Genomic DNA, 21,203 nt, shown 5'->3' on the forward strand with positions numbered 1-21,203 from the left:
CTCAACCAAGAAACTCCGTCATATCCTGCCGAATTCTGACAGGATATGACGGAGTTTTGCATATTTCCCTACGGCTCAGTCTCCAAATGTCTTGCGCAGCAAGTGGTCATACTCGGCAAACACGTTGACTACCTGCGGGTGGGCGCGCTGTTCGTCAATTATTCTTTGCGTCTCTTTTTCTGCTTTTTTGAGGAGAATTGCATTGACTCTTGCAACTTCTTTGTCGTATTCGCTCATCTCTGCAGGTTTCCCATCATTGGGGATGCTGCTTGTCTGCAGCTGGTCAGCATTACGCTCAGAGTCTTTTGTACGCTTGCGTCTATGGAAAATCATAATATGCCCGCCTTCGTATGAGAGTATGCCTGTGCTGAATCTATCCTATCCCGTTCTGAACGATTGTGCCACCGCTCGTAAGTGAGGTGGATCCCCGTAAAAGGTCTGTCTGCTGTGGTGAGCGCGTTGAGTGAGTCTTTATTGTTTTGGATGAAATCCATGAAGAGTAGATGAAGGTCTGCATATACGATGCTGTCCATAGTCATATCGTGGATGATGTATGTGCATAATTGCTCAAGCTTTTCGAATATGGATCCGACGTTTGCTGTAAGTTGTGCCTGTTGTCGGAGCTGATGTTCAAGGGATATATTCATGGGGAATGCCGAGGAATTCTGCATTTTGTGTTGCCCGTCCTTGATGCTGTTGCGTTTACGCAAGGCAAAGTCTGCCTCGAACCGCTTTTGGTATGTGGCCATTTGCGGAATGCAGATGTCGTTGAAGATTCCCATCACCTTGATGGAGTTCTCAACCAATCGGATTTCGTCGTCCTGGCTTCGGTAGCGCACCGTTTTGCGATACGTAAAGACCGCCATGATCACACTGATCACACCGATGACGGTGGCGATGTCGGCACTACGTTGCACGGCGGTGTTGAGCAGCTCATACCAATTCACAGGCTTCCTCCTTTCTTCGTCTTGATGAAGTCAACGTATCAGAGCGAGAACGTGGAAGTAAAGCCACACAAGTGTCTGTGGATAGGTGCCTGGCTGATTTCGCCTCTTGGCGTGTTGCGGTGTTTGAATGTTCTGTATCTGCTAATCGATCTGCATCTCAGATGTCCCGTCGACGCGGCTGTATGATGATGCTGGGATCTGGGTCGCTGACGAATATATAGTATTGCCTACAAGTCGGTCTACCAGGAAGGGTTTATGGACAAGCTCAGATATTCGGTTCGTACGTTATCAAGGACGAAGCGCAAGGATTATGAGAATTATGTGGTGAACGCCGTGTGGAACAGGCTGGGTGACTCTGATCTGAAGCCTGTCACGCAACAGCTGATCATCAAGGATTCCACTCACCGGTATTTCATCGATTTGTATTTTCCTCAGCTGAACATGGGCATCGAGTGCAATGAGATGTATCACCGGGCGAACGGCGAGCGCGATGAGGCGCGCAGAATCGACATCATAGACATCTTGGATCAAGTTCGCCACGTTGAGCAGTATGTGCCGCTCAACGTCGATGTGTTCAAGAGGGTGCCGGGAACCAATGAGCCCGACATGGTAGACGACTCCATGATTTCATTGCAAGACTTTGATGAGCAGATCGACAATGTCGTTGAGCGGTTGAAACGACGCAAACGTGAGATGCAGGTCGATGGGGCTTTTCGGCCTTGGGAAGAATCCAGCAATTCGCCGGAGCGGTATTACCGGGATAAGAAACGCATCAGTGTTGACGATGCCGTTGGCTTCCGAACCATGGTCCAGGCCTGCAATGTGATTTTCCAGGCGGGTTATGAGGGGTTGCAGCGCCCTCTCCTCCATGTCCGGAATTACTTGGGGTCGGCACGTGCTTGGTTCCCCAAGCGTACGGTGGCGGGGCACGCCGTTGCAGGACAGTGGAACAATGTTCTCAGCGATGATGGCAAGGAAATATACGAGCGCAACGAGGGCCACGACGCGTTGGATGACGCGACAGGTGAACGGCGCATTGTGTTCATGTACATGTTCGATCCGATGTCCAATGAATCGGTGTACAGGTTCGTCGGCGTGTTTGAGCGTGATGACAATAGAACGTTGCGGAGCAACCGATGCAGACATTATAGACGTATTCGAGAGGATTTTGACATCATCCACTCATGAAGCCGAGCGCATTGGTTGGCTCAGCGGAGATGTCTGGTGTCCGCGATTGAGCTGAATGGGTATTGTCTGCTGTTGTGCCAGATTGCATTGTGATGAGGCCCAAGCCTGTTCCGGGTTCTGCCGAATGCGGCTATGACTGTGAGGTTTTGCTTTGGCGCAAGTGCAATGCCCGCCGTGGGCGTTACCATTAACTTATTATGCCTACTTTTGATTTGGGACTTGAACACGTATCTCTGGAATTTGCCACCAAGACCATCTTCACCGATGTGACGCAAGGCGTCAATGAGGGGGACCGTATCGGCATCGTGGGCCGTAACGGAGACGGCAAATCTACACTGCTGCAGCTGCTTTCGGGCGCTCGCACTCCAGATTCCGGCCAAGTCACGCGGAGGAACGGCATCACCTTCGGCATCTTGAGGCAACGGGACGCCTTGGATGACGATGCCACGGTACGCGCCGCTGCTCTCGAAGGTCGTCAAGACTACGAATGGGCCTCCGACACTCGTTCGCGTGAAATCGTTGAGGCGCTTCTTGGCGGGCTGAGCCTGGAGGCCAAGGTCGGTTCCCTTTCCGGCGGTCAGCGGCGTCGTGTCGATTTGACCAGGCTTCTGCTGAAAGATTGGGACATCCTTGCACTTGATGAGCCTACGAATCATCTGGACATCGTCACCATTCACTGGCTTGCAGAGCATCTGAAAAGCCGCTGGGGCAAAGGGCAGGGCGCGTTGCTTCTGGTCACCCATGACCGTTGGTTCCTCGACGAGGTGTGTGAATCGATGTGGGAGGTGCACGACGGGGTGATCGACCCGTTCGAAGGCGGTTACAGCGCCTATATGCTCCAGCGCGTCGAGCGTGACCGTCAGGCCGATATTCGTGAGGAGCGCAGGCGCAATCTGGCTCGTAAGGAGTTGGCTTGGCTCACCCGTGGCGCCCGAGCCCGAGCCACAAAGCAGAAGTTCCATGTCAAGCAGGCGCACGAATTAATCGATGATGTGCCGCCGTTGCGCAACACTTTGGAACTGAAACGTATGGCCACGTCCCGTTTGGGCAAGCAGGTGGTCGATTTGACCGGCATCACCCAGATCTATCAGTATGAACCAGGCGTATCGGCGGATAAAAGCCCCGCTGCACAGGGACAGGGCCCCGATGAATCCAAGAGCCCCTCAGCCAGTCAGATCAATGTGGTTCCGGCGTTATACGAGGAACCGAAGGTCATTGGTTCGGTTCGGCTCAATGTGAATGATTTGGATGACGAAAGATTGGTTGATGCCAGGCCGCAAACCCGCAAGAATGATGAGCTGGACGAAAAGTCGGATGCTGGGCATGCAGGTTCCGCTGATTCCGTTCGTCAATCCGCCGATGGTTCCGAGGCTGGCGAAGAGAAAGAGCCGGAGGAAGTGGCGAATCAAGTCACTTCTGCAGCCAAGGCCGTCACTATCTCGGGCCGCAAGGTGCTCAACGATGTCACTTGGCTTATAGGCCCGGGCGATCGTTTTGGCATCGTTGGTGCCAACGGCGCGGGCAAATCCACCCTCCTCAAGATTATCGATGGCAGTCTGCAGCCCACTGTAGGCCATGTGAAAATCGGCAAGACGGTCAAATTCGCCGTGCTTTCCCAGCAGCTTGATGAGCTGGAGAAACTTGGCAAATACAAGATCAAGGAGGTTTTGAGCCGTTACAAGCCCACCTACGAGCTCGATGGCAAGGAAGTGACCACGGGCCAGCTCATGGAGCGGCTCGGTTTTTCCGCCGCCCAGTTGATGACACCCATCAAAGACCTTTCCGGCGGTCAGAAGCGCCGTATGCAGTTGTTGCTCATTCTGCTCGATGAGCCGAACGTTCTGATTCTGGATGAGCCGGGCAACGACCTTGACACTGACATGCTCGCCGTTATGGAGGATTTGCTCGACTCCTGGCCTGGTACGCTCATTGTGGTCTCGCACGACCGTTACCTGCTTGAGCGTGTCACGGACCAGCAGTTCGCACTCATCGGCGGCAAGGTGCGTCATCTGCCTGGTGGGGTGGATGATTACCTCGACATGGTGCAGCGCATCGAGCATGGTGAGACCCTTGATGAACTCAACGGCGGAAATGCTGGAAACGTAGGCAAACGCAAGTCCGGTTCGGCGGGTTCAGGTCGTTCTTCAGATGCGGATGGCGGCAAATCCCATGATTCCAATGCCGGAAGTGCAGATGATAGTGCCTCAGACAATGAGCCCAAGCTGACAGGAAAGGCCTTCCACGATGTCACCCGCCGTGTCTCCGCCATCGAGCGTAAGTTGGCCAAGCTGGAAGAGGCAAAGAAGGATATTGAGTCACAGATGGCCACTTACGACCCTAGCGATTTTGAGGGGCTTGCCAAGCTCAATAGACAACTCCAATCCAACACGGCCGAATCCGAGGCCTTGGAAGCCGAATGGATGGATCTCTCCGAGCAGATTGAGTAATCCTTTCTGCTACCAAAAGCGACATTCATTGTCGTGATTGGTAGCAGGTTGCGGGAAACAGAATAAGTAAATGAGGGAGTGGAGCGTCGACCTTTGATTTGTGACGCCGTCACAGTGATGTAGAATCCTGATTTTTAGAGGAGAGAATTCATTCAGTGAGCACTTTTTCTTGGAAATTTGGCAAGACAAAAACAGAAACGGCCGTTTTCCAATGTTCCTGAATGTAAGAAAACAGCCATTCCTATGGAAAAGTGCTCGCTGAATGAATTTCCGAAAACTTTAGCCCTTGTGATGGCGTTTGCGGAGATGTTCGTGCAGTGCCGGGTGCGCTTCGGGATGGTCATCGAGCTCGTGCCATGCCATCTCCGCCGCCTTAAGCTGGGCCTTGCGCTTGCTGCTACCGGTGGCGCGGCCCAGCACTTTGTCCGAGCTGCTCACCATCGCCTCGGCGGTGAACTCCGGCGCGGTCTGTGAGCCGCCCACAGCCATGCGATAGCAGGTCTCGCCGAGTCCCATCTCGTGTGCCTTGACGGTGAATGATGTCTTCCAATCGAGTGCGGGGCCTTCGGTGGCCACCTCTGCCAGCGTATCGTCCACAAGTCGATGCACCACTTTACGCGCCTCGTCAATGCCGTGCTCCACGAATGTTGCCCCGATGAGCGACTCGGTGATGTCGCAGAGAATCGAGCTTTTCTCGGATCCGTGGTCTTCCATTTCGCCGTGTCCGAGCAGGATGTAGGGACCCACCTGCAGTTTCTCCCGTGCGATTTTGGCAAGGGCTGGTTCGGCTACTGCCACCGCCCGCATCTTGGCCAGCTGCCCTTCGTTCATGTCGGGGTGGTCTCGGTACAGGGTTTCCGTTGCCACCAGTTCAAGCACGGCATCGCCTAAGAATTCCAATCGTTCGTAGTTTGGTGCTCCCTCGTGCTCGTGGGAGAATGAGCGATGGGTGAGTGCCTGCACCATGATGTCGGGCGAAAGTGTGGTGCCCAAACGGTTCAGCAGTGCATCACGTGCTGCATTGCCACGCTCTTCCTCGCGGGTGCCGGCCTCGGCTGCTGCTAGGTGCGTGGTACCGTAGCCGCCGTTATCTTGCTTGCTGTTTTCAGCGGTCGATGTGGATCGCTTGTCTGATTCTGTCATATTGTTACCTCAAAAGTCTGGCCTGCAAAGGGCTGTTTGTTCAGTGTGTGCTTTTGACGCTGACCTACAGGATCCTTGATTCTAAGACGTTGATTTTCCAACGATTGTCAGATGGTTGTTACGTCCTTTACCGTGGGAACGTGCTCACTGAACGAATTGGCACAGTCGAATCATGCTTTTTCATATGCGAAGCCACACTTTTCCCATATTTCATACCAAAAGAACCCCACCACCCGTCGATGGTAGGGTTCTTCAAGATGCCATGTGTTTATTGCTGGCGCGTTTACTCACTTGCTCAGCGTCGCGCTGATGGCTTCGCGGTAGATGCGGCCGTTGTAGGAGCCACAGCTCGGGCAAGCCATGTGGGCCTTGGTTGGTGCTCCGCAGTTGGGGCAGGCCACGGTCTTCACCGCTTGCGCCTTCCACGCCGAACGGCGTGTATGCGTATTGGCTCGCGAAGTCTTGTACTTTGGCAGTGCCATGATAATCCTCTATTCGTTCGAACTTACGTGCTTAAGCGAAGTATATTCTAACGTGGCTTCCATACATTTCGCCTCCAGCCGTGTCTTGGTGGCTGGGGCTTAGGCTTTCCTGCCCGTTGAATCACGTTCCTGCTGCTCAAGCTGCTCCTTAAGTCCCTGCAACGCCGAGAACCGGTCGTCCGTCACGTCGTGGTGGTGGCCAGGATTGTCATTGAGATTCACGCCGCATTGTGGGCACAAACCTTGGCAGTCCGGCCTGCATAGGGGCTGTAGGGGGAGTCCTTCTACAAGTGTGTCGCGCAATAGCGCCTCGAAATCGGCGTATTCCTTGTCAGGGCTCAGCGGGTATACGTCCTCTGATTCGTCCTGATCCGCAACGATGTCGTATTCGCCTTTTGCGGTACGCCTGCCACCACGTGGTTGGTTCGCTGCCGATGCCGCCACAGCGGAGTCATAGGGGAAGAAGGAGACGACGTCGAATTTCCAACTACGGTTGATCGGGGTAAGGCATCGAGTGCATTCCGCATGAACGGGAGCGTCAAGCGTTCCGGCGAAAACCAAGCCATCAGCAATCGAATCGAAGGATCCGCTTACGTTCACAGGCTCGCCTTCCTTGATGCCGATCACTTCGTCGCCGATGCCGCTGGGAGCAGGCAGGTTGGTGTTGATGCTCTTGCTTTGACCGGGCCTGGAGGCTACTTCCCCAACAGCCAGTGCCCAAGGCGACTGGTCGGGATGGGCGTGCCTATCTTGAATGGATTCTTGCTTTTCGTGTGTGTTCATACGTTACGTTGCTTTCTTGTCGATGAGTGCCGCAAACGAAATCCACCGGGATTCTTGCTGGAATCATTGTATGATATTTGCACACTCCATGCTATTTCCCGCTAGCGCTCTGAGCGGAATTCCCGTTGCCCCGGTCGGATTGTACCGTTTGGTTTCGCTCTGTTTGCGTTTGCGAAAGCTGCCGGGCAGCCTCCTCTTCACGCTGCTTGAGCACGTTAATGCCGTTGGCTACGTCATTGCCGTATTTGGTGAGCTGTTCCTGCAGACTGCCCATGACGCTGCTGCAGTAGCCGTCGGCTCCCTGCACCAGTTTTGTCGCCTGCGCCTGGGCATCGGCCACAATGCTCCGTGCCCGCTCTTGCGCCAGCTGCGTAACCCGTTCGTGACTCGCCAAGAACTGTGCCTGCTCCTCTGCTTCCTTTTGTGTCTGCACGGCCGTGCTCCGTGCCTCGGCCACAATGGATTTGGCCTGCGCTTGGGCGTTGTTGAGTCTTCTTTCAGCCTCTCGCATAAGAGACGAGGCGCGCTCGAGCTGCACCGGAAGCATGGTCTTCAATGCTCCGAGCTTATTTGAAAACTCCTCACGATCGATTTTCGCCATGTTGGGGGAGAGGATGCCGGATTTGGCATTCTCCAGCATGCCGTCCAGCTCGTCGATGACGTCGTACACCGTTGTGAATTCGTCATGGTTCAGTGCTGCATTGCGGTTTTGGCCGTCGTTCTCCGTGCTGTCTGTTTCCCTCAAGTCAGGCAAGTCGTCGTCTGAAATCGGCCGTTGCGGTTTGTGCACGCCGAACTCCCGGCTTTGCTGGCTGACGGTTGTGGAGGAGTAGGTGGCGCTTTGATACTGCTCATGTTGTGTGCCGTATTCGTCGTCTTCTGCATGATCTTTGCCGTTAGGAGCCTGGCCGCCCCCGTTCGCGTCGGGCAAGGTGTTGGGTAAGACTGTCCTGACGTTATTTGTATCGTCGCTTATTCCGTCTGTGGATTTGTCGGCTGTGCGCCCGGTTTCGTAATCTGAGGAGGCGGCTGGTACATGTTGCCCGTCGCTCGCCTTCACAGGTTTGCTCTCATTCGTGATGTCTTCGTCGATATCGTCGTTTGAGTCTGTGTTTGCAGGCATTGAACCTTGTTCACGTTCTGTTGTCATGGTGACTTTCCTTTTGGTCGGCTTGCGCCAGTGCTTCGGTAAGCATGGGAACTACGCAGTTGGGCACCATGCCGGTGATGTCTCCGCCGTGGCGTGCCACGTCTTTGACGATTGAGCTTGAGATGTGTTCGAGCACCGGGTCGGCGGGCAGAAATATGGTTTCCACCCCTGAAAGCTTGCGGTTCACCAGAGCCATGCCCAATTCTGCCTCATAGTCGCCGTTTTGTCGCAGTCCTTTGACAATGGCGGTGGCTCCCACTTTCGTGCAGTAATCGGTTACCAAACCGTGGGTGAATGACACCGTTATGCCTGAATACCCGTCCTTCTTCAAGGCTCTACGGATGATGTCCACGCGGGTTTGCGGCGAAAACAATGGTGTTTTTGCCGAATTGACGGCTACTAAGACATGAACTTCGCCGAAGATACGGGCGCTTCGTTCGATTACGTCCAAGTGACCGGCTGTCACAGGGTCGTAAGAGCCGGGGCACACTGCTATAGTCATGGTTCCAAGGATAGCGCGCAAGTGTGATAACCGTATGTTCCACGTACTGCAAATGGCAACGGAAATGCTCGCTGCGAACCGTTATTGCACCCTATGGAAGACAATGGCGCAAAGTATACTAAGTAGTTGGACTTATTTTGGACTTATTATTGTGGTTCGGATGTTGTGAATTCTTGCGCATCGAAGGGATGTGAGCATATGGTGGAGTCAATTGCTTTGGGTCTGGCTTGGACAGAGTCGCCTTCGGCGCGCGATGCGTCATTTGTGCCCAGTGAGTTGAGCCGTGCCGTCTGTTTTCTGGATACTGCATCTGCCTTCGGTACGTATGATGGACCCGATGCCGATACTCCCGTGAATCCCGACTCTCCTTACCAAAGTGGAGGAACGGCGGTGCTCGAGAGGCCAAAGACCGAGGAGCAACGTCAGAAAAGCGATGACGGTGATGCCGATAGGTTCGCCCATTATGTCACCAAAGGCAGGCTTGAGGAGTCCCGTCGTACTGGCAGGCCGGTTGTGGCCTTGTGTGGGAAGATCTGGAAGCCCAGGCACGACCCCTCCAAATACCCCGTTTGCCCTGAATGCAAGCGCATCTATGAACAGATGGCTGGCTGATTGCGCATTGTCTGCCTATGCAGTGCCGGATTGCACCCATTATGTTGTTGCGCTCTCGCCAGTCTGTATCTGCTGGGCACCGAGTGACTGGATTGTACCTGTTATGTCGTTCTACACCCTGAAGTGAGTACATTTCAGTCGTTTTTTGATGTAAAGATGACCGAATTGTACCCGCTTAAGTTACATACCGCTTAAGTGAGTGCAATTCAGTCTTTTCACGCCGTATTTTCGACTGAAACGTACTTGCCCTCGTATTCAGGGGCAATTAATGTGTACGCAATGGACATGAATTTGGGCCACCTGTATATCGGGAATACAGGCGGCCCAAATTTGTCACGCGGTTCGGTTTCGGATTTCGTCTTGTTACAATACCTGGATTTGCGTGGGGATCGCCGGGTCGCCTTTCATCAGTGACTGTGCGGTGATCGGCAGACGGCTCAGCTGCTTGGTGTGAAGGGCTTGGGCGTTCATGATGGCATCGTGCCCCTGATACTGCGGATCCACCTGGCCGTCAACCATGTAGTCCACCAGCAGATTCTCCCAAGTCTTGTCGCCTGGCGTGCTGAATTCGGCGAGTTTCTCCTCACTGCCGGAGACCACGTGTTCGGTGTTCGCCAGGTTGTATTCATAGGAGCGGTAGGCATACTTGCGTCCGGGTACGCTGGCCTTGTCCTTCGATTTCTTGCCTACGGGAACCATCTCGCCGTCCGAGCCCTCGCGTTCGGTCATCTTGTAGACCATGGCGCAGGTGGGTGCGCCCGAGCCGGTGACCAACATGGTGCCCACGCCATAGGAATCCACAGGTGCGGACTGCAGGCTGGCCAGAGCATACTCGTCCAGGTCGTTGGTCACGGTGATTTTGGTGTTCGTTGCGCCCAAGGCATCCAACTCGCCGCGTACACGTTGGGCCATGGACCCGAGGTCTCCGGAGTCGATGCGCACGCAGCCGAGCTCCGGACCGGCCACATCAACGGCTGTCTTCACAGCCTCTTCGATGGAGTACGTGTCCACCAGCAATGTGGTGGATTTGCCAAGGGCGTCGACCTGTCCCTGGAAGGCATCTCGCTCATTGTCGTGCAGCAGTGTGAAGCAATGGGCTGATGTGCCGATCGGCTTCAAGCCGTAGAGCTTGGCGGCCAGCAGATTTGAGGTGCCCCCAAATCCTCCGACCACCGCCGCGCGGGCTGCTGCCACGGCTGCGCCTTCGTTGGTGCGCCGCCCACCCATATCCATACAAGGCCGGCCCTTGGCTGCGGTGCTCATGCGTGAGGCCGCCGCTGCCACAGCCGAGTCGTAGTTGAGGATGGAGAGCACGAGTGTCTCCAGCAAGGTGCATTCCGCAAATGTGCCTTCCACTTGGAGGATGGGGGAGTTGGGGAAGTACATTTCGCCTTCGCGGTAGCCACGGATGGTGCCGGTGAAACGGAAATTTTCCAGCCACGTGATGGTTTCGGGGCTCACGATGTGGTTGTCGGCCATGAACGTTAGGTCGTCATCGCTCAAATGGAAGTATTTGAGCGCATCGAGGATGCGCCCCGTGCCTGCCACTACGCCATATCGGCGTCCCTCATGCAGATGGCGCGTGTAGACCTCGAACACGCTTTTGCGGTCTGCAGTGCCGTCCTGGAGCGCGGCATCGAGCATGGTGTATTCGTACATGTCGGTCATGAGCGCCGGCGAGTACATGGCGGAAGTCGCCGACTCGAACGTGTTGGTTGATGAATTGCTGGTCATATTGCCCTTTCCGATTGCGGTGTTGTTGGGATCGAAACGAACCTACTGGTCGTTCTCCATAGGCTGCTTCTGGTTGGTTCTCAACATCACGGCACCTCAATTCCCTTCGTGTGGTCTTTTGCCCCACTATTTCGATTACGCCGCATCGCGCAAATCCAGTATAAGGAGCGGCCTTTTCCGCAGAATCGTACGGAAATTAAACGGGTCGTAGGTGTGAAGCGTTGACCCCTATTATAATTGTGTAGTTTGACGATTGCTTGTACGTTCAAGTGAGCCATAACGGATTGCCCTGTTTCCTATTTCTGTGGTCTCATTTACACTTAAGGCTCATGAAGTATTTTGTGGGGATATACCGTTTGTGCATTGCATTTCTGTGTCTCACATGGACAAGTGTGGCATGGGTCGCAACGAGTTATTGGACATATTTTACCTACCAAACGAATTTTGTGCTTGGACTCGTCATGGTTTGGGCGGGCATGGCCACCCTCATCGACGGCAAGCAACCGCCGGCATGGCTCAAGGGCGTGCTCACGCTCTACATCATCATCACCGGCGTCATCGCCGCTGTGCTGCTGCCGCCTGCCAATCCCGCAACGGCCAAATATGTCTTCGGGATCATGACCAACCAGATCCTCCACCGTGCTGTGCCGATCATGGCCACCATTGATTTCCTGTTCTTCGACGCGCACCGACGCTTCAAGTGGCACTATATCTTTTCCTGGCTCATCTACTTCCCGTTCTATCTTGCGTTCGTGCTGATCCGTGCCGCGCTTTGGCCTCATTCCGGACCCGAGGCAGGTGGCAACCCGTACCCTTACGGTTTCATCGATCTGACGAGGATTGGTGTGCCCCAGCTAGTGGTCAATGTGGCAGGGTGCCTCGTGTTCTTCGTGGTGCTCGGTCTGCTGCTGTTCCTGATAGACAAGATTTTGCCGGAAAAGCCGCTGCTTGGTGGTGCCACTCGCTGCCGTTAGGGCCGGCTGGAGCCGTTGGTGGCGGGCCTTCTCTGTCGAATCGCAATAGGAAAGGGCGGGGAAATACGACCATTTGTTCGCACTCGGGGTGCTTATGGCTTATACTGAATAGCGGCGGTTCTGCAAACCGCCGAAGCATCGATGGCGTCGATCCCCTTGCGTGCTTGAACGTGAGTGACGGTGTCCGCCATCGGCAGTTATGACTTTTATGCGCCGTGAACGTGCGCGACTGTTGCGCGACCGTGGTGAGAGCACGGAGTGGGAGCGTGAGCGGCTGGAAGGCGATGTGATTGCAGCGCGTCGCGAGGAGCATTGTGCGTAAAAAAACACAAGAAGAGGCTGAACAACCGTCGGTCAAACTGGAAGATGAACGCCACACCGATTCCATGAGTGGCGCTGAAGCGGAAAACAATACAGAGGTGCAGGCATCTGCTCCACGCCGCCGGCGTGTGGGCCGGCGTGTGGTACGAGGTGCGGGTGCCGCGGGTGCCGCTATGAAGCTGACAGTGGAGGAAAGCGAAGACCAACACCAGGGTGATGAAGCTGCCGAATCCGATGAAGAAAAGGAACAGCAGGGCGCTGCAAGACGTTCGTCTGAATCCGGAACCGTAAGGTCCGCCGGCACCAGACGTTCACGGACTCGGGCAAAGAGTGCGTCGAAACGTAGTTCTGTTGTGAAACGGTCCGGTTCGAGTACTTCCTCGGCCGCAGAACAGATTGGTGGCGGCCGTGGCGCAGATCGATCTCAGGCGCGTCAATCAAATGGTTCGATAGAGTTCGAAGAGACTGACGGACAGAGTGTCGCAGAAAGAACTCATAGAAGCGGTGACTCGGCACCACGAACCCGGGCGAGCGCCTCGTTGCTGTTCCAGGAACCGGTCATTCCGGATTTAGATACCGACACGGTGGATGTCGATGATGATGCAGACGATTCGGATGACAGATTTTCAGGCCGCAGAACCCGCGCTCGGCGCAGACTTAACGCGGAGGAGCGCCGTGCGTCGGATGAAGTTGAGCAGATTGAGGCCGATCTGGATAATGAGCACATCGAATATGCGCCGATCGACGAAGAACGGATAGATAAATCAGATAAAACGAATGCACATAAACGGGGCAGACGTTCGACTTCTGCGTCGCAAGCTGAATCGAATGGCTCGAATACCCGTGGCGGACGGCGTAGTCGTACTTCAACGCTGGATTATGATGATGCCGACGAAGAGGACGGGCGGACCGTTCACGATGGTCAGCATGTCAGGCGTAATAGACGCCATAGGGAAAGCGTGGGCATTGCCGGCATCGAGCGCGTGGATAGCTTTGATGGTGAAGATGAGGATTACGACGCTGACTTGGAGGCCGATGCAAGTGGCTCTTCTTCGGCTCGGAGGGGCAATAGGCATCGTTTGCAGACGGAAGATGGGAGAGGGACCCGTTCTCGCAGGAAAGCTGCTTCCCGACGCTCCTCCCGAAACGATGAGAACGATGATGCCGGGAACGCCGACGATATGCATGTCAATAGCGTTGGCAACAGTCGTTCCAGCAGTCACAGCGACCGCGATGACGATGAGAATCAACCGCTGACCCGTCGTCGGCGGCGTCGGCGTGGCACTCAGGAGAGCAGTGAGGAGGAGTCTCGTTCCAGCCGTTCGAAAGGTGGGGCGGTTCGTTCACGCAAGCAGCAGTACATCGACGAGATCACCGATATTGAGGGATCCACCAGGCTTGAAGCCAAGAAGCAGCGCAGGCGTGACAATCGCCGTGAGAGGAGCCGCCAGAGCCAGATTCTGGAGCAGGATTTCCTGGCTCGCCGTGAGAACGTGGACCGCCTGATGGTGGTGCGTCAGAAGGGGCAGCATACCCAGATTTCGGTCATCGAAGACGATGTTTTGGTGGAACATTACGTCTCCGACATTCAAGAGGTTGCGACCGTTGGCAACATCTATCTGGGCCGTGTGCAAAACGTGCTTCCCAGCATGGAGGCCGCGTTCGTCGATATCGGCCAGCCACGCAACGGCGTGCTGTACGCCGGTGAGGTCAATTGGGATGCCACACGTCTCGAAGGTCAGCCTCGGCGCATCGAACTTGCGTTCAAATCTGGTGATCCTGTGTTGGTGCAGGTTACCAAGGACCCGATTGGGCACAAGGGCGCTCGCCTGACATCACAGGTGACGCTTGCCGGTCGTTTCCTTGTTCTTGTGCCGTCCGGTGGCATGACTGGCGTGAGTCGTAAGCTTTCTGAGCGCGAACGGGCAAGACTCAAGTCCATTGTCTCGAAGATTGCTCCCAAGGATATGGGTGTCATCATCCGCACTGCAGCGGAAGGGGCCAGTGAGGAGGCCATTGAGAAGGATCTTGAGGCGCTCCAGAACCAGTGGAAGAAGATTGAGGAAAAGCAGAAGACGTACCTCCACGGCAAGCGTGCCAAGCTGTTGCAAGGTGAGCCGGACATGGCCATCCGCGTGGTGCGCGACATCTTCAATGACGACTTCAACAGGATGATTGTTGAAGGTGACGAGGTTTATTCCCACATTGAGGATTACCTCGACACCATGGCTCCCGACTTGAAGGACCGCTTGGAGAAGTGGGACCCGGAGGAGCACGGCGGCAAGGATGTGTTCGACAAATGGCAGATTGACTCCCAGCTGCGCAAGGGCATGGAGCGCCAGGTTTACCTGCCCAGCGGCGGGTCCATCGTCATCGACCGCACCGAGGCCATGACCACCATCGATGTGAACACCGGCCGGTTCATCGGCAAGGGCAAGTCGCTTGAGGAGACGGTGACGCGTTGCAACCTTGAGGCCAGCGAGGAGATAGCCCGTCAGCTGCGTCTGCGCGACATCGGCGGCATGATCATGATCGATTACGTCGACATGGTGATGCCGGCCAACCGAGATCTGGTGTTGCGCCGGCTCGTGGAGTGCCTGGCCCGCGACCGAACCAAGCATCAGGTGGCCGAGGTCACTTCGTTGGGCCTTGTTCAGATGACGCGTAAGCGTATCGGCCAAGGATTGGTCGAGGCATTCTCTGAGGAGTGCCCTACTTGCAAGGGGCGCGGTTTCATTCTTCATGACGAGCCCACGGTCTCTGCAGAGTATGCGGACCCATATGCCATGAAGGGCGGAGACCCGTTCGTCAAGACCAACAAGCACGGTCATGGCGCCGCCCCCGAGGTGTTGGCTCCGCAGGGGTCGAGTCCTTCGGTGAAGGCAAAACTCGCGCAAATCGCCGCTGCGGCTGTGGCGGCGGGAGACGAAGAGGATAATGGTTCTGACGTTCGAAATGGAGCAAGCGCTGATACCAAAGAAGACGGATCAGGTTCCGGTACAACGGATTGACGTTAGTACTGGGGGCAGTGTATTCTTAATAGCTGGTGTCTAGCCGGGAGGGTCGTTTCGTGCTGGGCAGTATGCTTTGTCGAATAGCAAGGAATGGGATATGTACGCGATTGTGAAGGCCGGCGGCCATCAGGAAAAGGTCGAGGTGGGGAGCAAGATGCTCGTCAACCGTCTCGATGCGAAAAAGGGCGAGACTGTGGAATTTCCGGTTGCTCTCGTAGTGGATGGCGCCAAGGTGACGTTGGCTGCCAAGGACTTGGCGAAGGTGACGGTGAAGGCCGAGGTGCTGAACGATGAGGCCAAGGGCCCCAAGATCAACATCCAGAAGTTCAAGAACAAGACCGGCGTGGCTCGCCGCAAGGGGCATCGCCAGAAGCTGTCCCTGCTCAAGGTCACCGCTATCGCCTGAACTGGGATTGTCGTGCGGCTGCACGGCTGATTTGGACTGGCAACTTTATCAATACGTAGTAATCGAAAGGAATCATCATGGCACATAAGAAAGGTGCGTCCGCTTCTAGGAATGGTCGCGATTCGGGGCCACAATACCTTGGTGTGAAGAAGTATGGCGGCGAAGCCGTTGTAGCTGGAAACATCATCGTCCGTCAGCGTGGCACCAAGTTCCATGCAGGCCAGAACGTGGGCACAGGCAAGGACCACACTCTGTTCGCGCTCTCTGACGGTAACGTTAAGTTCGGTGTGCGTCGCGACCGCAAGGTGGTTGACGTAGTCACCGCTGAAGCTGAGTAGCTGGAGCGTAGTGCTTTGAGGCCGTGTCCCAACGGGGCGCGGCCTTTTTGTCTTGGCATGAAGTCGTTTTTCATTCCGTAAGCACATTTCTAGGCTTCACTGCCATGCATGCGCATAAGATTGGCGGAACTGCAACATTGGGTGCAATGGTATTGCTGTTTCTCGGTCAAACAGTACTCACGGAATGAGAATGGCATGAACGCTTTGCTCTGGGAGAGTCTTTTTGGGGTTGCCGCATCTCAGCGTAGACTGGGCAGTCAGCAAGGTTAGTGGGTTATCGATAACGTCGGCATCAGATCAAAGGAAAAACATTGGATTTCGTAGATAGGGTCACACTTCACGTCAAGGGTGGCGACGGTGGCAACGGTTCCGCGGGCATCAAGCGAGAGAAATACAAGCCGCTTGCCGGTCCCAACGGCGGCAACGGTGGGGACGGTGGGTCCGTGATCCTGGAGGCCACCCAGAACGCCAACAGTCTACTCGATTACCGTTTCGTACCCCACCGCGCGGCAGAATCGGGAACGATGGGCCTTGGAGACACAAAGGACGGTTCCAAGGGGAAAGACGTGGTCTTGCCTGTGCCGCTGGGTACGGTGGTGTTCGAGGCCAAAGGCAGCAAAGGTGAAAGCAAGCACCCGGGTCGTCGTTTGGCGGATTTGCGCCATGTGGGAGACCGCTATGTGGCTGCGGAAGGCGGCATCGGCGGCTTGGGCAATGCCGCGCTTGCCAACAAGACCCGCAGGGCACCAGGCTTTGCACTCCTCGGCGAGCCCGGTCAGGAGCGGGACCTGATCCTGGAACTCAAATCCATCGCCGACGTGGCGCTGGTGGGCTTCCCATCGTCTGGAAAGTCGAGCCTGGTGGCGGCCATGAGCTCCGCCAAGCCGAAGATTGCCGATTATCCATTTACCACGTTGGTGCCCAATCTCGGCGTGGTCAGTATGGACGAATACCGATACACCATTGCCGATGTGCCTGGTCTCATCCCCGGAGCCTCCGAGGGAAAGGGCCTGGGGCTTGAATTTCTGCGCCACATCGAGCGCACCGAAGTGGTGGCCCACGTCATAGACTGTGCATCCATGGAGCCAGGCCGCGACCCGATCTCCGACTACCGTGCGCTGGAGAACGAGCTTGCCAAATATGCCGACAATCTGGAGCTTCCATTGGGTGTCATTCCCATTGCCAAACGTCCCCGTGTCATTGTGCTTAACAAGGCGGATGTGCCGGAAGCCAGGGAGCTGGCTGAGTTCGTGAAGCCTGAGTTTGAGAAGATGGGTCTGAACGTTTACATCATCTCTACGGTGAGCCATGAAGGCTTGAAGGAATTAGGCTACGGATTGGGCGCTCTTGTTGCCAAGCTCCGTAAGCAGTTGGAGGAAGAGGCTGATGCGGGTGAGCAGGAGCGTGTGATCATCAAGCCTCTGGAACAGCCCGCGTTCCGCCGTCGCCGTCGCTCTGACGAGGAGCGCGGCACCGCTGCCGATTTCACAGTCAAGCGTGAGGAGAACCCTGCTGAGGGCGTATGGTTTAGGGTCACTGGCATCAAGCCCGAGCGATGGGTTCGTCAGACGAATTTCGACAATGACGAGGCTGTAGGCTATCTGGCTGATCGTCTCGCTGGCATAGGCATTGAGGATGCACTGCGTCACGCCGGAGCCAGACCAGGTGACAGTGTGCGCATCGGCAAGGGTGACGATTATGTAGAGTTTGATTGGGACCCAACAATCTCCGCCGGTGCTGAGATGCTCGACGGGTCTCAGCTCGGTGCCCGCGGTAAGGATTTGCGGCTCGATGACGGTGCGGATGGCAATCGCGTCCGTCGGCGTACCAACGCTGAGCGTCGACGTGACTATCATGAGATGATGGATGCCAGGACGGCAGTTCGCGAGGCCATGCGTCAGGAGCGTTCGGCCGGGCACTGGGCCGATCCAGCCGTCGCGGACGATCCTCACGACGAGCACGGCATTCTCGGCGGTCATGAGAGCGAAGACCCGGCCGAATAGAGAAATTCCTGCCCGAATCGTCGAATGCCCGCGTGGACTTGTGCAGATTTGTGTATGGTCCACGCGGGCGTTTCGTTCGAAGGGTGCGTGCGTGCAAATTGGTGAGGTTTGCGCCGTTTTGCGGCACTGTTTTCGTTCAGAGGGGACTTTTCCGTACTTTTGAGTACAAGGCGAATTGCAAAACGTTGGATTTCCGCCATTCTTGAAATAGTGCAGTCGTGTTTTGCCGTCCAAAAGTCCCCTCTGAACGAATCAGCCGATCTAAATAGAGTCATTTTGGCATTTCTAGTGTTTTGAGTTATTCCTAGAGCCTTGAGAGTAGAATTTCGCGTGTAACGAAGCTCAATAAGGGAAATGAGGGAAGCGGAAGCATCATGCTCAGTGACCGCATCAATCAAGTGCAGGAGAGCGCCACGCTCGCCGTCGATTCCAAGGCAAAGGCCATGAAAGCCGCCGGAGTGGATGTCATCGGTTTCGGTGCCGGCGAGCCTAATTTCCCCACCGCCGATTACATCGTGGATTCAGCAGTTGGGGCATGCCGCGATCCGAGAAACTACCGCTATACGCCGACCGCCGGTCTACCACAATTGCGTGAGGCCATCGCCGCCAAGACCCAGCGCGATTCCGGCTACGAGGTGAGTCCGGCTCAGGTGGTGGTGACGAATGGCGGCAAACAGGCTGTGTATGAGTCCATGCAGGTGTTGTTGAATCCTGGTGACGAGGTTATCATTCCCTCCCCGTATTGGACTTCGTACCCTGAGGTGGTCAAGCTCGCAGGCGGGGTGCCAGTGCCTGTGTTCTCTGGTGCCGAACACGGTTTCCAGCCGAGCGTGGACACTTTTGAAGCGGCGCGTACCCCGCGTACCTGCGCCATCATCGTCAATTCTCCAAACAATCCGACAGGCGCCGTGTGGAGCGGAGACACACTCAAGGCCATTGCCCACTGGGCCATCGACCACAAGATCTGGGTCATTTCCGACGAGATTTATGAGCACCTCACCTATGACGGCGTGAAGACCAGCTACATTGGCGCTTTGGTGCCCGAGGTGCGTGGCCAGCTACTGGTGCTCAACGGTGTGGCGAAGACCTATGCCATGACCGGTTGGCGTGTGGGCTGGGCTGTGGCGCCGGAAGATGTGGCGAAGGCGATGACCAAGCTTCAAGGCCACATGACCTCCAACGTGGCGAACATTTCCCAGCGTGCCGCCATTACCGCTGTTTCTGGCCCCCTCGATGTGGTTGCCCAGATGCGCAAGGCGTTTGACCGCCGTCGCAAGACCATCGTGGCCGATCTCAATAGCATCAACGGTATCACTTGCCCCACGCCGACTGGTGCGTTCTATGCATTCGCCAGCATCGAGCCATTGCTCGGTTCTCCAGTGGGGCCCAACGGTTCCGTGGCAGACTCGTCATCTGAGTTTGCGGCACTGCTGCTTGACGAGGCCCATGTGGCCGCGGTTCCCGGCGAGGCGTTCGGTGCTCCTGGTTATCTACGTTTCTCCTATGCACTGGCTGATGACGATTTAGATGAAGGCATGCGTCGTTTCAAAGAGTGGGTCGGCTGAAATCGTGCCGTTATCGTCGATTGTTGTGGGTTCATTGACTGTGGCGCGCCTTGCTCATTGGTTGATTGCTTGGGTAAAACTACGCATATGTATTTGCCATAGACACTGAACGGTTCATAAGTCGTTTGAACTTTTGAGGTGTGATTGACGCGCCAGCGGCGGGGTGTTGGACGAATTCTGGTCCATCCATTACGATGAGTCTTTGGCGGTTTTGTCATAGCGTCCCCGGTTGCGGGTACGCTATACAGAGTTCACCTAGGGAAGTGGCGCAATTGGTAGCGCAACGGTCTCCAAAACCGTAGGTTGTGGGTTCGAGTCCCGCCTTCCCTGCCAAGTACAGCAAATTCAAACAAAGGATGGAAATGGCGAAGGCAAAGAAATCGGGCTCGGCCGACAAGCCGAACATTTTCATGCGTATCGGTCTGTTTATCAGACAGACCATCGACGAGATGCGTAAAGTGGTGACTCCCACGGGTAAGGAACTTGCCAGTTGGTCGCTTGCCGTGTTTATCTTCGTTGTCATCCTTATGGCGCTTGTCTCGCTTATGGACTTTGGCTTGGGTAAGTTGACACTGTTGATGTTCGGCTGATGAGCCGCATTCGGTGTGTATCGTTCAATCGTGAATTCTAGGGGTAGAAGCATGGATGATGAAGTGAATCTCGATGGTCTTGATTCGTTGGCGAATTTGTCTGACGATGAGGGTGCGGCCAAGGAGTCGGCTACGGCCGATGCCACAATGGCTGCGAACTTGGGGGTTTCGGCCAATCAGGATGCCAATGATTCAACTCGCGATTCGGGCGACGTTTCCGATGTTGGCGCGCAGGACGAAGCCAACGGTGATGACAGCCAGAAGGACAGCGAGTCTGAGCCGACGGATGCCGACGAGATTGCAGCCAAGGCAGTCGATGATTTTTCCAAGAGTTTGCGTGGACTGGAGGGCAAGTGGTACGTTCTCCACACCTATTCAGGATATGAGAAGCGTGTGAAGGCCAACGTGGAGTCTCGTATTCAGAGCTTTGGTCTGGAGGATAAGATTTTCCAGATCGAGGTGCCACTGGAGGAAGTCGAGAAGCATACTGAGAAAGGTAAGAAGCTCATTACCCGTGTGCGTGTTCCCGGATATGTGCTTATTCGCATGTGGCCCGATGACGATGCTCGACGCATTGTGCGTGAGACTGAGGGCGTGACCGGCTTTGTGGGCCCGACCAAGGAGCCTGCGCCGTTGAGCCGGGACGAAGTGGTCAAGATGATGGCTCCTATGATTTCGCAGCAGGCGTTGAAGGAAGCTGGGGATAAGCCGGCTGCAGCCAAGAAGCGCAAGGTTGAGGTCACGTATTCGGTGGGCGATCAGGTCACTGTTACCGATGGACCGTTCAACACCATGGCGGCAGTGGTTTCAGATGTGGAACCGTCTACGCAGAAGCTCACGGTGCTTGTTTCGATTTTCGGCCGTGACACGCCTGTGGAGCTTGGCTTCGATCAAGTTGAGGAGATTGTCTGAGTGCCTCTGATCTAGGATTCTTGGGTTCAGGCTCTGATTCGATGGTTTCTTCGAATCAGAGCCTGAATTGTTTTTCGGTTGTTTTGATGTGC

At 55.5% G+C, this 21,203-nt stretch carries 19 protein-coding genes, 1 tRNA gene and 2 pseudogenes; 14 read left to right on the plus strand and 8 right to left on the minus strand.

What is annotated here, in order from left to right:
* Positions 1-75 precede the first annotated feature (75 nt).
* A complete protein-coding gene (locus ACSYSS_RS01840; protein WP_491703812.1) occupies positions 76-333 on the minus strand; it encodes a hypothetical protein in 258 nt (85 codons plus the stop codon).
* The gene (locus ACSYSS_RS01845) at positions 330-947 is read right to left on the minus strand and encodes a hypothetical protein (RefSeq protein WP_491703813.1); all 618 of its coding nucleotides are present in this window, start codon (positions 945-947) and stop codon (positions 330-332) included. The genes ACSYSS_RS01840 and ACSYSS_RS01845 overlap by 4 nt, the downstream gene beginning before the upstream one ends.
* 255 nt (positions 948-1,202) lie before the next feature.
* On the opposite strand from ACSYSS_RS01845, the gene ACSYSS_RS01850 reads away from it, so the two are divergent.
* From ACSYSS_RS01850 to ACSYSS_RS01860, 3 genes and pseudogenes are all read left to right on the plus strand, one after another.
* Entirely contained in the window at positions 1,203-2,135 is a 933-nt protein-coding gene (locus ACSYSS_RS01850; RefSeq protein WP_491703814.1) for an AbaSI family restriction endonuclease, read from the plus strand.
* Between the two features lie 197 nt (positions 2,136-2,332).
* Positions 2,333-3,224, plus strand: a pseudogene (locus tag ACSYSS_RS01855) (ABC-F family ATP-binding cassette domain-containing protein); the annotation flags it as partial.
* A gap of 74 nt (positions 3,225-3,298) precedes the next feature.
* A pseudogene (locus ACSYSS_RS01860) lies at positions 3,299-4,582 on the plus strand (ATP-binding cassette domain-containing protein); the annotation flags it as partial.
* Between the two features lie 279 nt (positions 4,583-4,861).
* Here the strand turns inward: ACSYSS_RS01860 and rnc are convergent.
* The 5 genes from rnc to coaD all read right to left on the minus strand — a co-directional run bounded on the left by rnc (position 4,862) and on the right by coaD (position 8,642).
* Positions 4,862-5,548, minus strand: coding sequence for a ribonuclease III (rnc, locus tag ACSYSS_RS01865; RefSeq protein WP_491704172.1), 687 nt, complete (start codon positions 5,546-5,548; stop codon positions 4,862-4,864).
* A 464-nt stretch (positions 5,549-6,012) separates the two neighbouring features.
* On the minus strand, positions 6,013-6,207 hold the full coding sequence (gene rpmF / locus ACSYSS_RS01870) for a 50S ribosomal protein L32 (protein ID WP_491703815.1): 195 nt from the start codon (positions 6,205-6,207) through the stop codon (positions 6,013-6,015).
* A 99-nt stretch (positions 6,208-6,306) separates the two neighbouring features.
* The gene (locus tag ACSYSS_RS01875) at positions 6,307-6,990 is read right to left on the minus strand and encodes a YceD family protein (protein WP_491703816.1); all 684 of its coding nucleotides are present in this window, start codon (positions 6,988-6,990) and stop codon (positions 6,307-6,309) included.
* Between the two features lie 91 nt (positions 6,991-7,081).
* Positions 7,082-8,140 carry a cell division protein gene (locus tag ACSYSS_RS01880; protein ID WP_491703817.1) on the minus strand — a complete coding sequence of 353 codons (1,059 nt, stop codon included), beginning with the start codon at positions 8,138-8,140 and terminating at the stop codon, positions 7,082-7,084.
* Complete coding sequence (gene coaD / locus ACSYSS_RS01885; protein ID WP_491703818.1) at positions 8,124-8,642, minus strand: pantetheine-phosphate adenylyltransferase; 519 nt, start codon at positions 8,640-8,642, stop codon at positions 8,124-8,126. The genes ACSYSS_RS01880 and coaD overlap by 17 nt, the downstream gene beginning before the upstream one ends.
* A gap of 297 nt (positions 8,643-8,939) precedes the next feature.
* Here coaD and ACSYSS_RS01890 point away from each other — a divergent pair, with 297 nt between their 5' ends.
* Positions 8,940-9,254, plus strand: coding sequence for a DUF3039 domain-containing protein (locus ACSYSS_RS01890; protein ID WP_491704173.1), 315 nt, complete (start codon positions 8,940-8,942; stop codon positions 9,252-9,254).
* A gap of 363 nt (positions 9,255-9,617) precedes the next feature.
* Here ACSYSS_RS01890 and ACSYSS_RS01895 read toward each other — a convergent pair whose 3' ends face one another.
* A complete protein-coding gene (locus ACSYSS_RS01895; RefSeq protein ID WP_491703819.1) occupies positions 9,618-10,988 on the minus strand; it encodes a nicotinate phosphoribosyltransferase in 1,371 nt (456 codons plus the stop codon).
* 329 nt (positions 10,989-11,317) lie between these two features.
* On the opposite strand from ACSYSS_RS01895, the gene ACSYSS_RS01900 reads away from it, so the two are divergent.
* The 10 genes from ACSYSS_RS01900 to nusG all read left to right on the plus strand — a co-directional run bounded on the left by ACSYSS_RS01900 (position 11,318) and on the right by nusG (position 21,111).
* Positions 11,318-11,962, plus strand: coding sequence for a Pr6Pr family membrane protein (locus tag ACSYSS_RS01900; RefSeq protein WP_491703820.1), 645 nt, complete (start codon positions 11,318-11,320; stop codon positions 11,960-11,962).
* Positions 11,963-12,161: 199 nt separating this feature from the next.
* A complete protein-coding gene (locus tag ACSYSS_RS01905; protein WP_491703821.1) occupies positions 12,162-12,284 on the plus strand; it encodes a hypothetical protein in 123 nt (40 codons plus the stop codon).
* A gap of 64 nt (positions 12,285-12,348) precedes the next feature.
* The gene (locus ACSYSS_RS01910; RefSeq protein WP_491704174.1) at positions 12,349-15,294 is read left to right on the plus strand and encodes an Rne/Rng family ribonuclease; all 2,946 of its coding nucleotides are present in this window, start codon (positions 12,349-12,351) and stop codon (positions 15,292-15,294) included.
* A 100-nt stretch (positions 15,295-15,394) separates the two neighbouring features.
* The gene (gene rplU, locus ACSYSS_RS01915; protein ID WP_491703822.1) at positions 15,395-15,703 is read left to right on the plus strand and encodes a 50S ribosomal protein L21; all 309 of its coding nucleotides are present in this window, start codon (positions 15,395-15,397) and stop codon (positions 15,701-15,703) included.
* Positions 15,704-15,780: 77 nt separating this feature from the next.
* Positions 15,781-16,041 (plus strand): 50S ribosomal protein L27, encoded by a 261-nt coding sequence (rpmA, locus tag ACSYSS_RS01920; RefSeq protein ID WP_491703823.1) that lies wholly within the window; start codon positions 15,781-15,783, stop codon positions 16,039-16,041.
* 296 nt (positions 16,042-16,337) lie between these two features.
* A complete protein-coding gene (gene obgE, locus ACSYSS_RS01925) occupies positions 16,338-18,044 on the plus strand; it encodes a GTPase ObgE (protein ID WP_491704175.1) in 1,707 nt (568 codons plus the stop codon).
* A gap of 374 nt (positions 18,045-18,418) precedes the next feature.
* The gene (locus ACSYSS_RS01930; RefSeq protein WP_491703824.1) at positions 18,419-19,609 is read left to right on the plus strand and encodes a pyridoxal phosphate-dependent aminotransferase; all 1,191 of its coding nucleotides are present in this window, start codon (positions 18,419-18,421) and stop codon (positions 19,607-19,609) included.
* 257 nt (positions 19,610-19,866) lie between these two features.
* Positions 19,867-19,942, plus strand: a tRNA-Trp gene (locus ACSYSS_RS01935).
* A 29-nt stretch (positions 19,943-19,971) separates the two neighbouring features.
* On the plus strand, positions 19,972-20,199 hold the full coding sequence (gene secE / locus ACSYSS_RS01940) for a preprotein translocase subunit SecE (protein WP_491703825.1): 228 nt from the start codon (positions 19,972-19,974) through the stop codon (positions 20,197-20,199).
* Positions 20,200-20,250: 51 nt separating this feature from the next.
* Positions 20,251-21,111 carry a transcription termination/antitermination protein NusG gene (gene nusG / locus ACSYSS_RS01945; protein WP_491703826.1) on the plus strand — a complete coding sequence of 287 codons (861 nt, stop codon included), beginning with the start codon at positions 20,251-20,253 and terminating at the stop codon, positions 21,109-21,111.
* Positions 21,112-21,203: the final 92 nt, after the last annotated feature.

The organism is Bifidobacterium sp. ESL1118 (assembly GCF_058505595.1).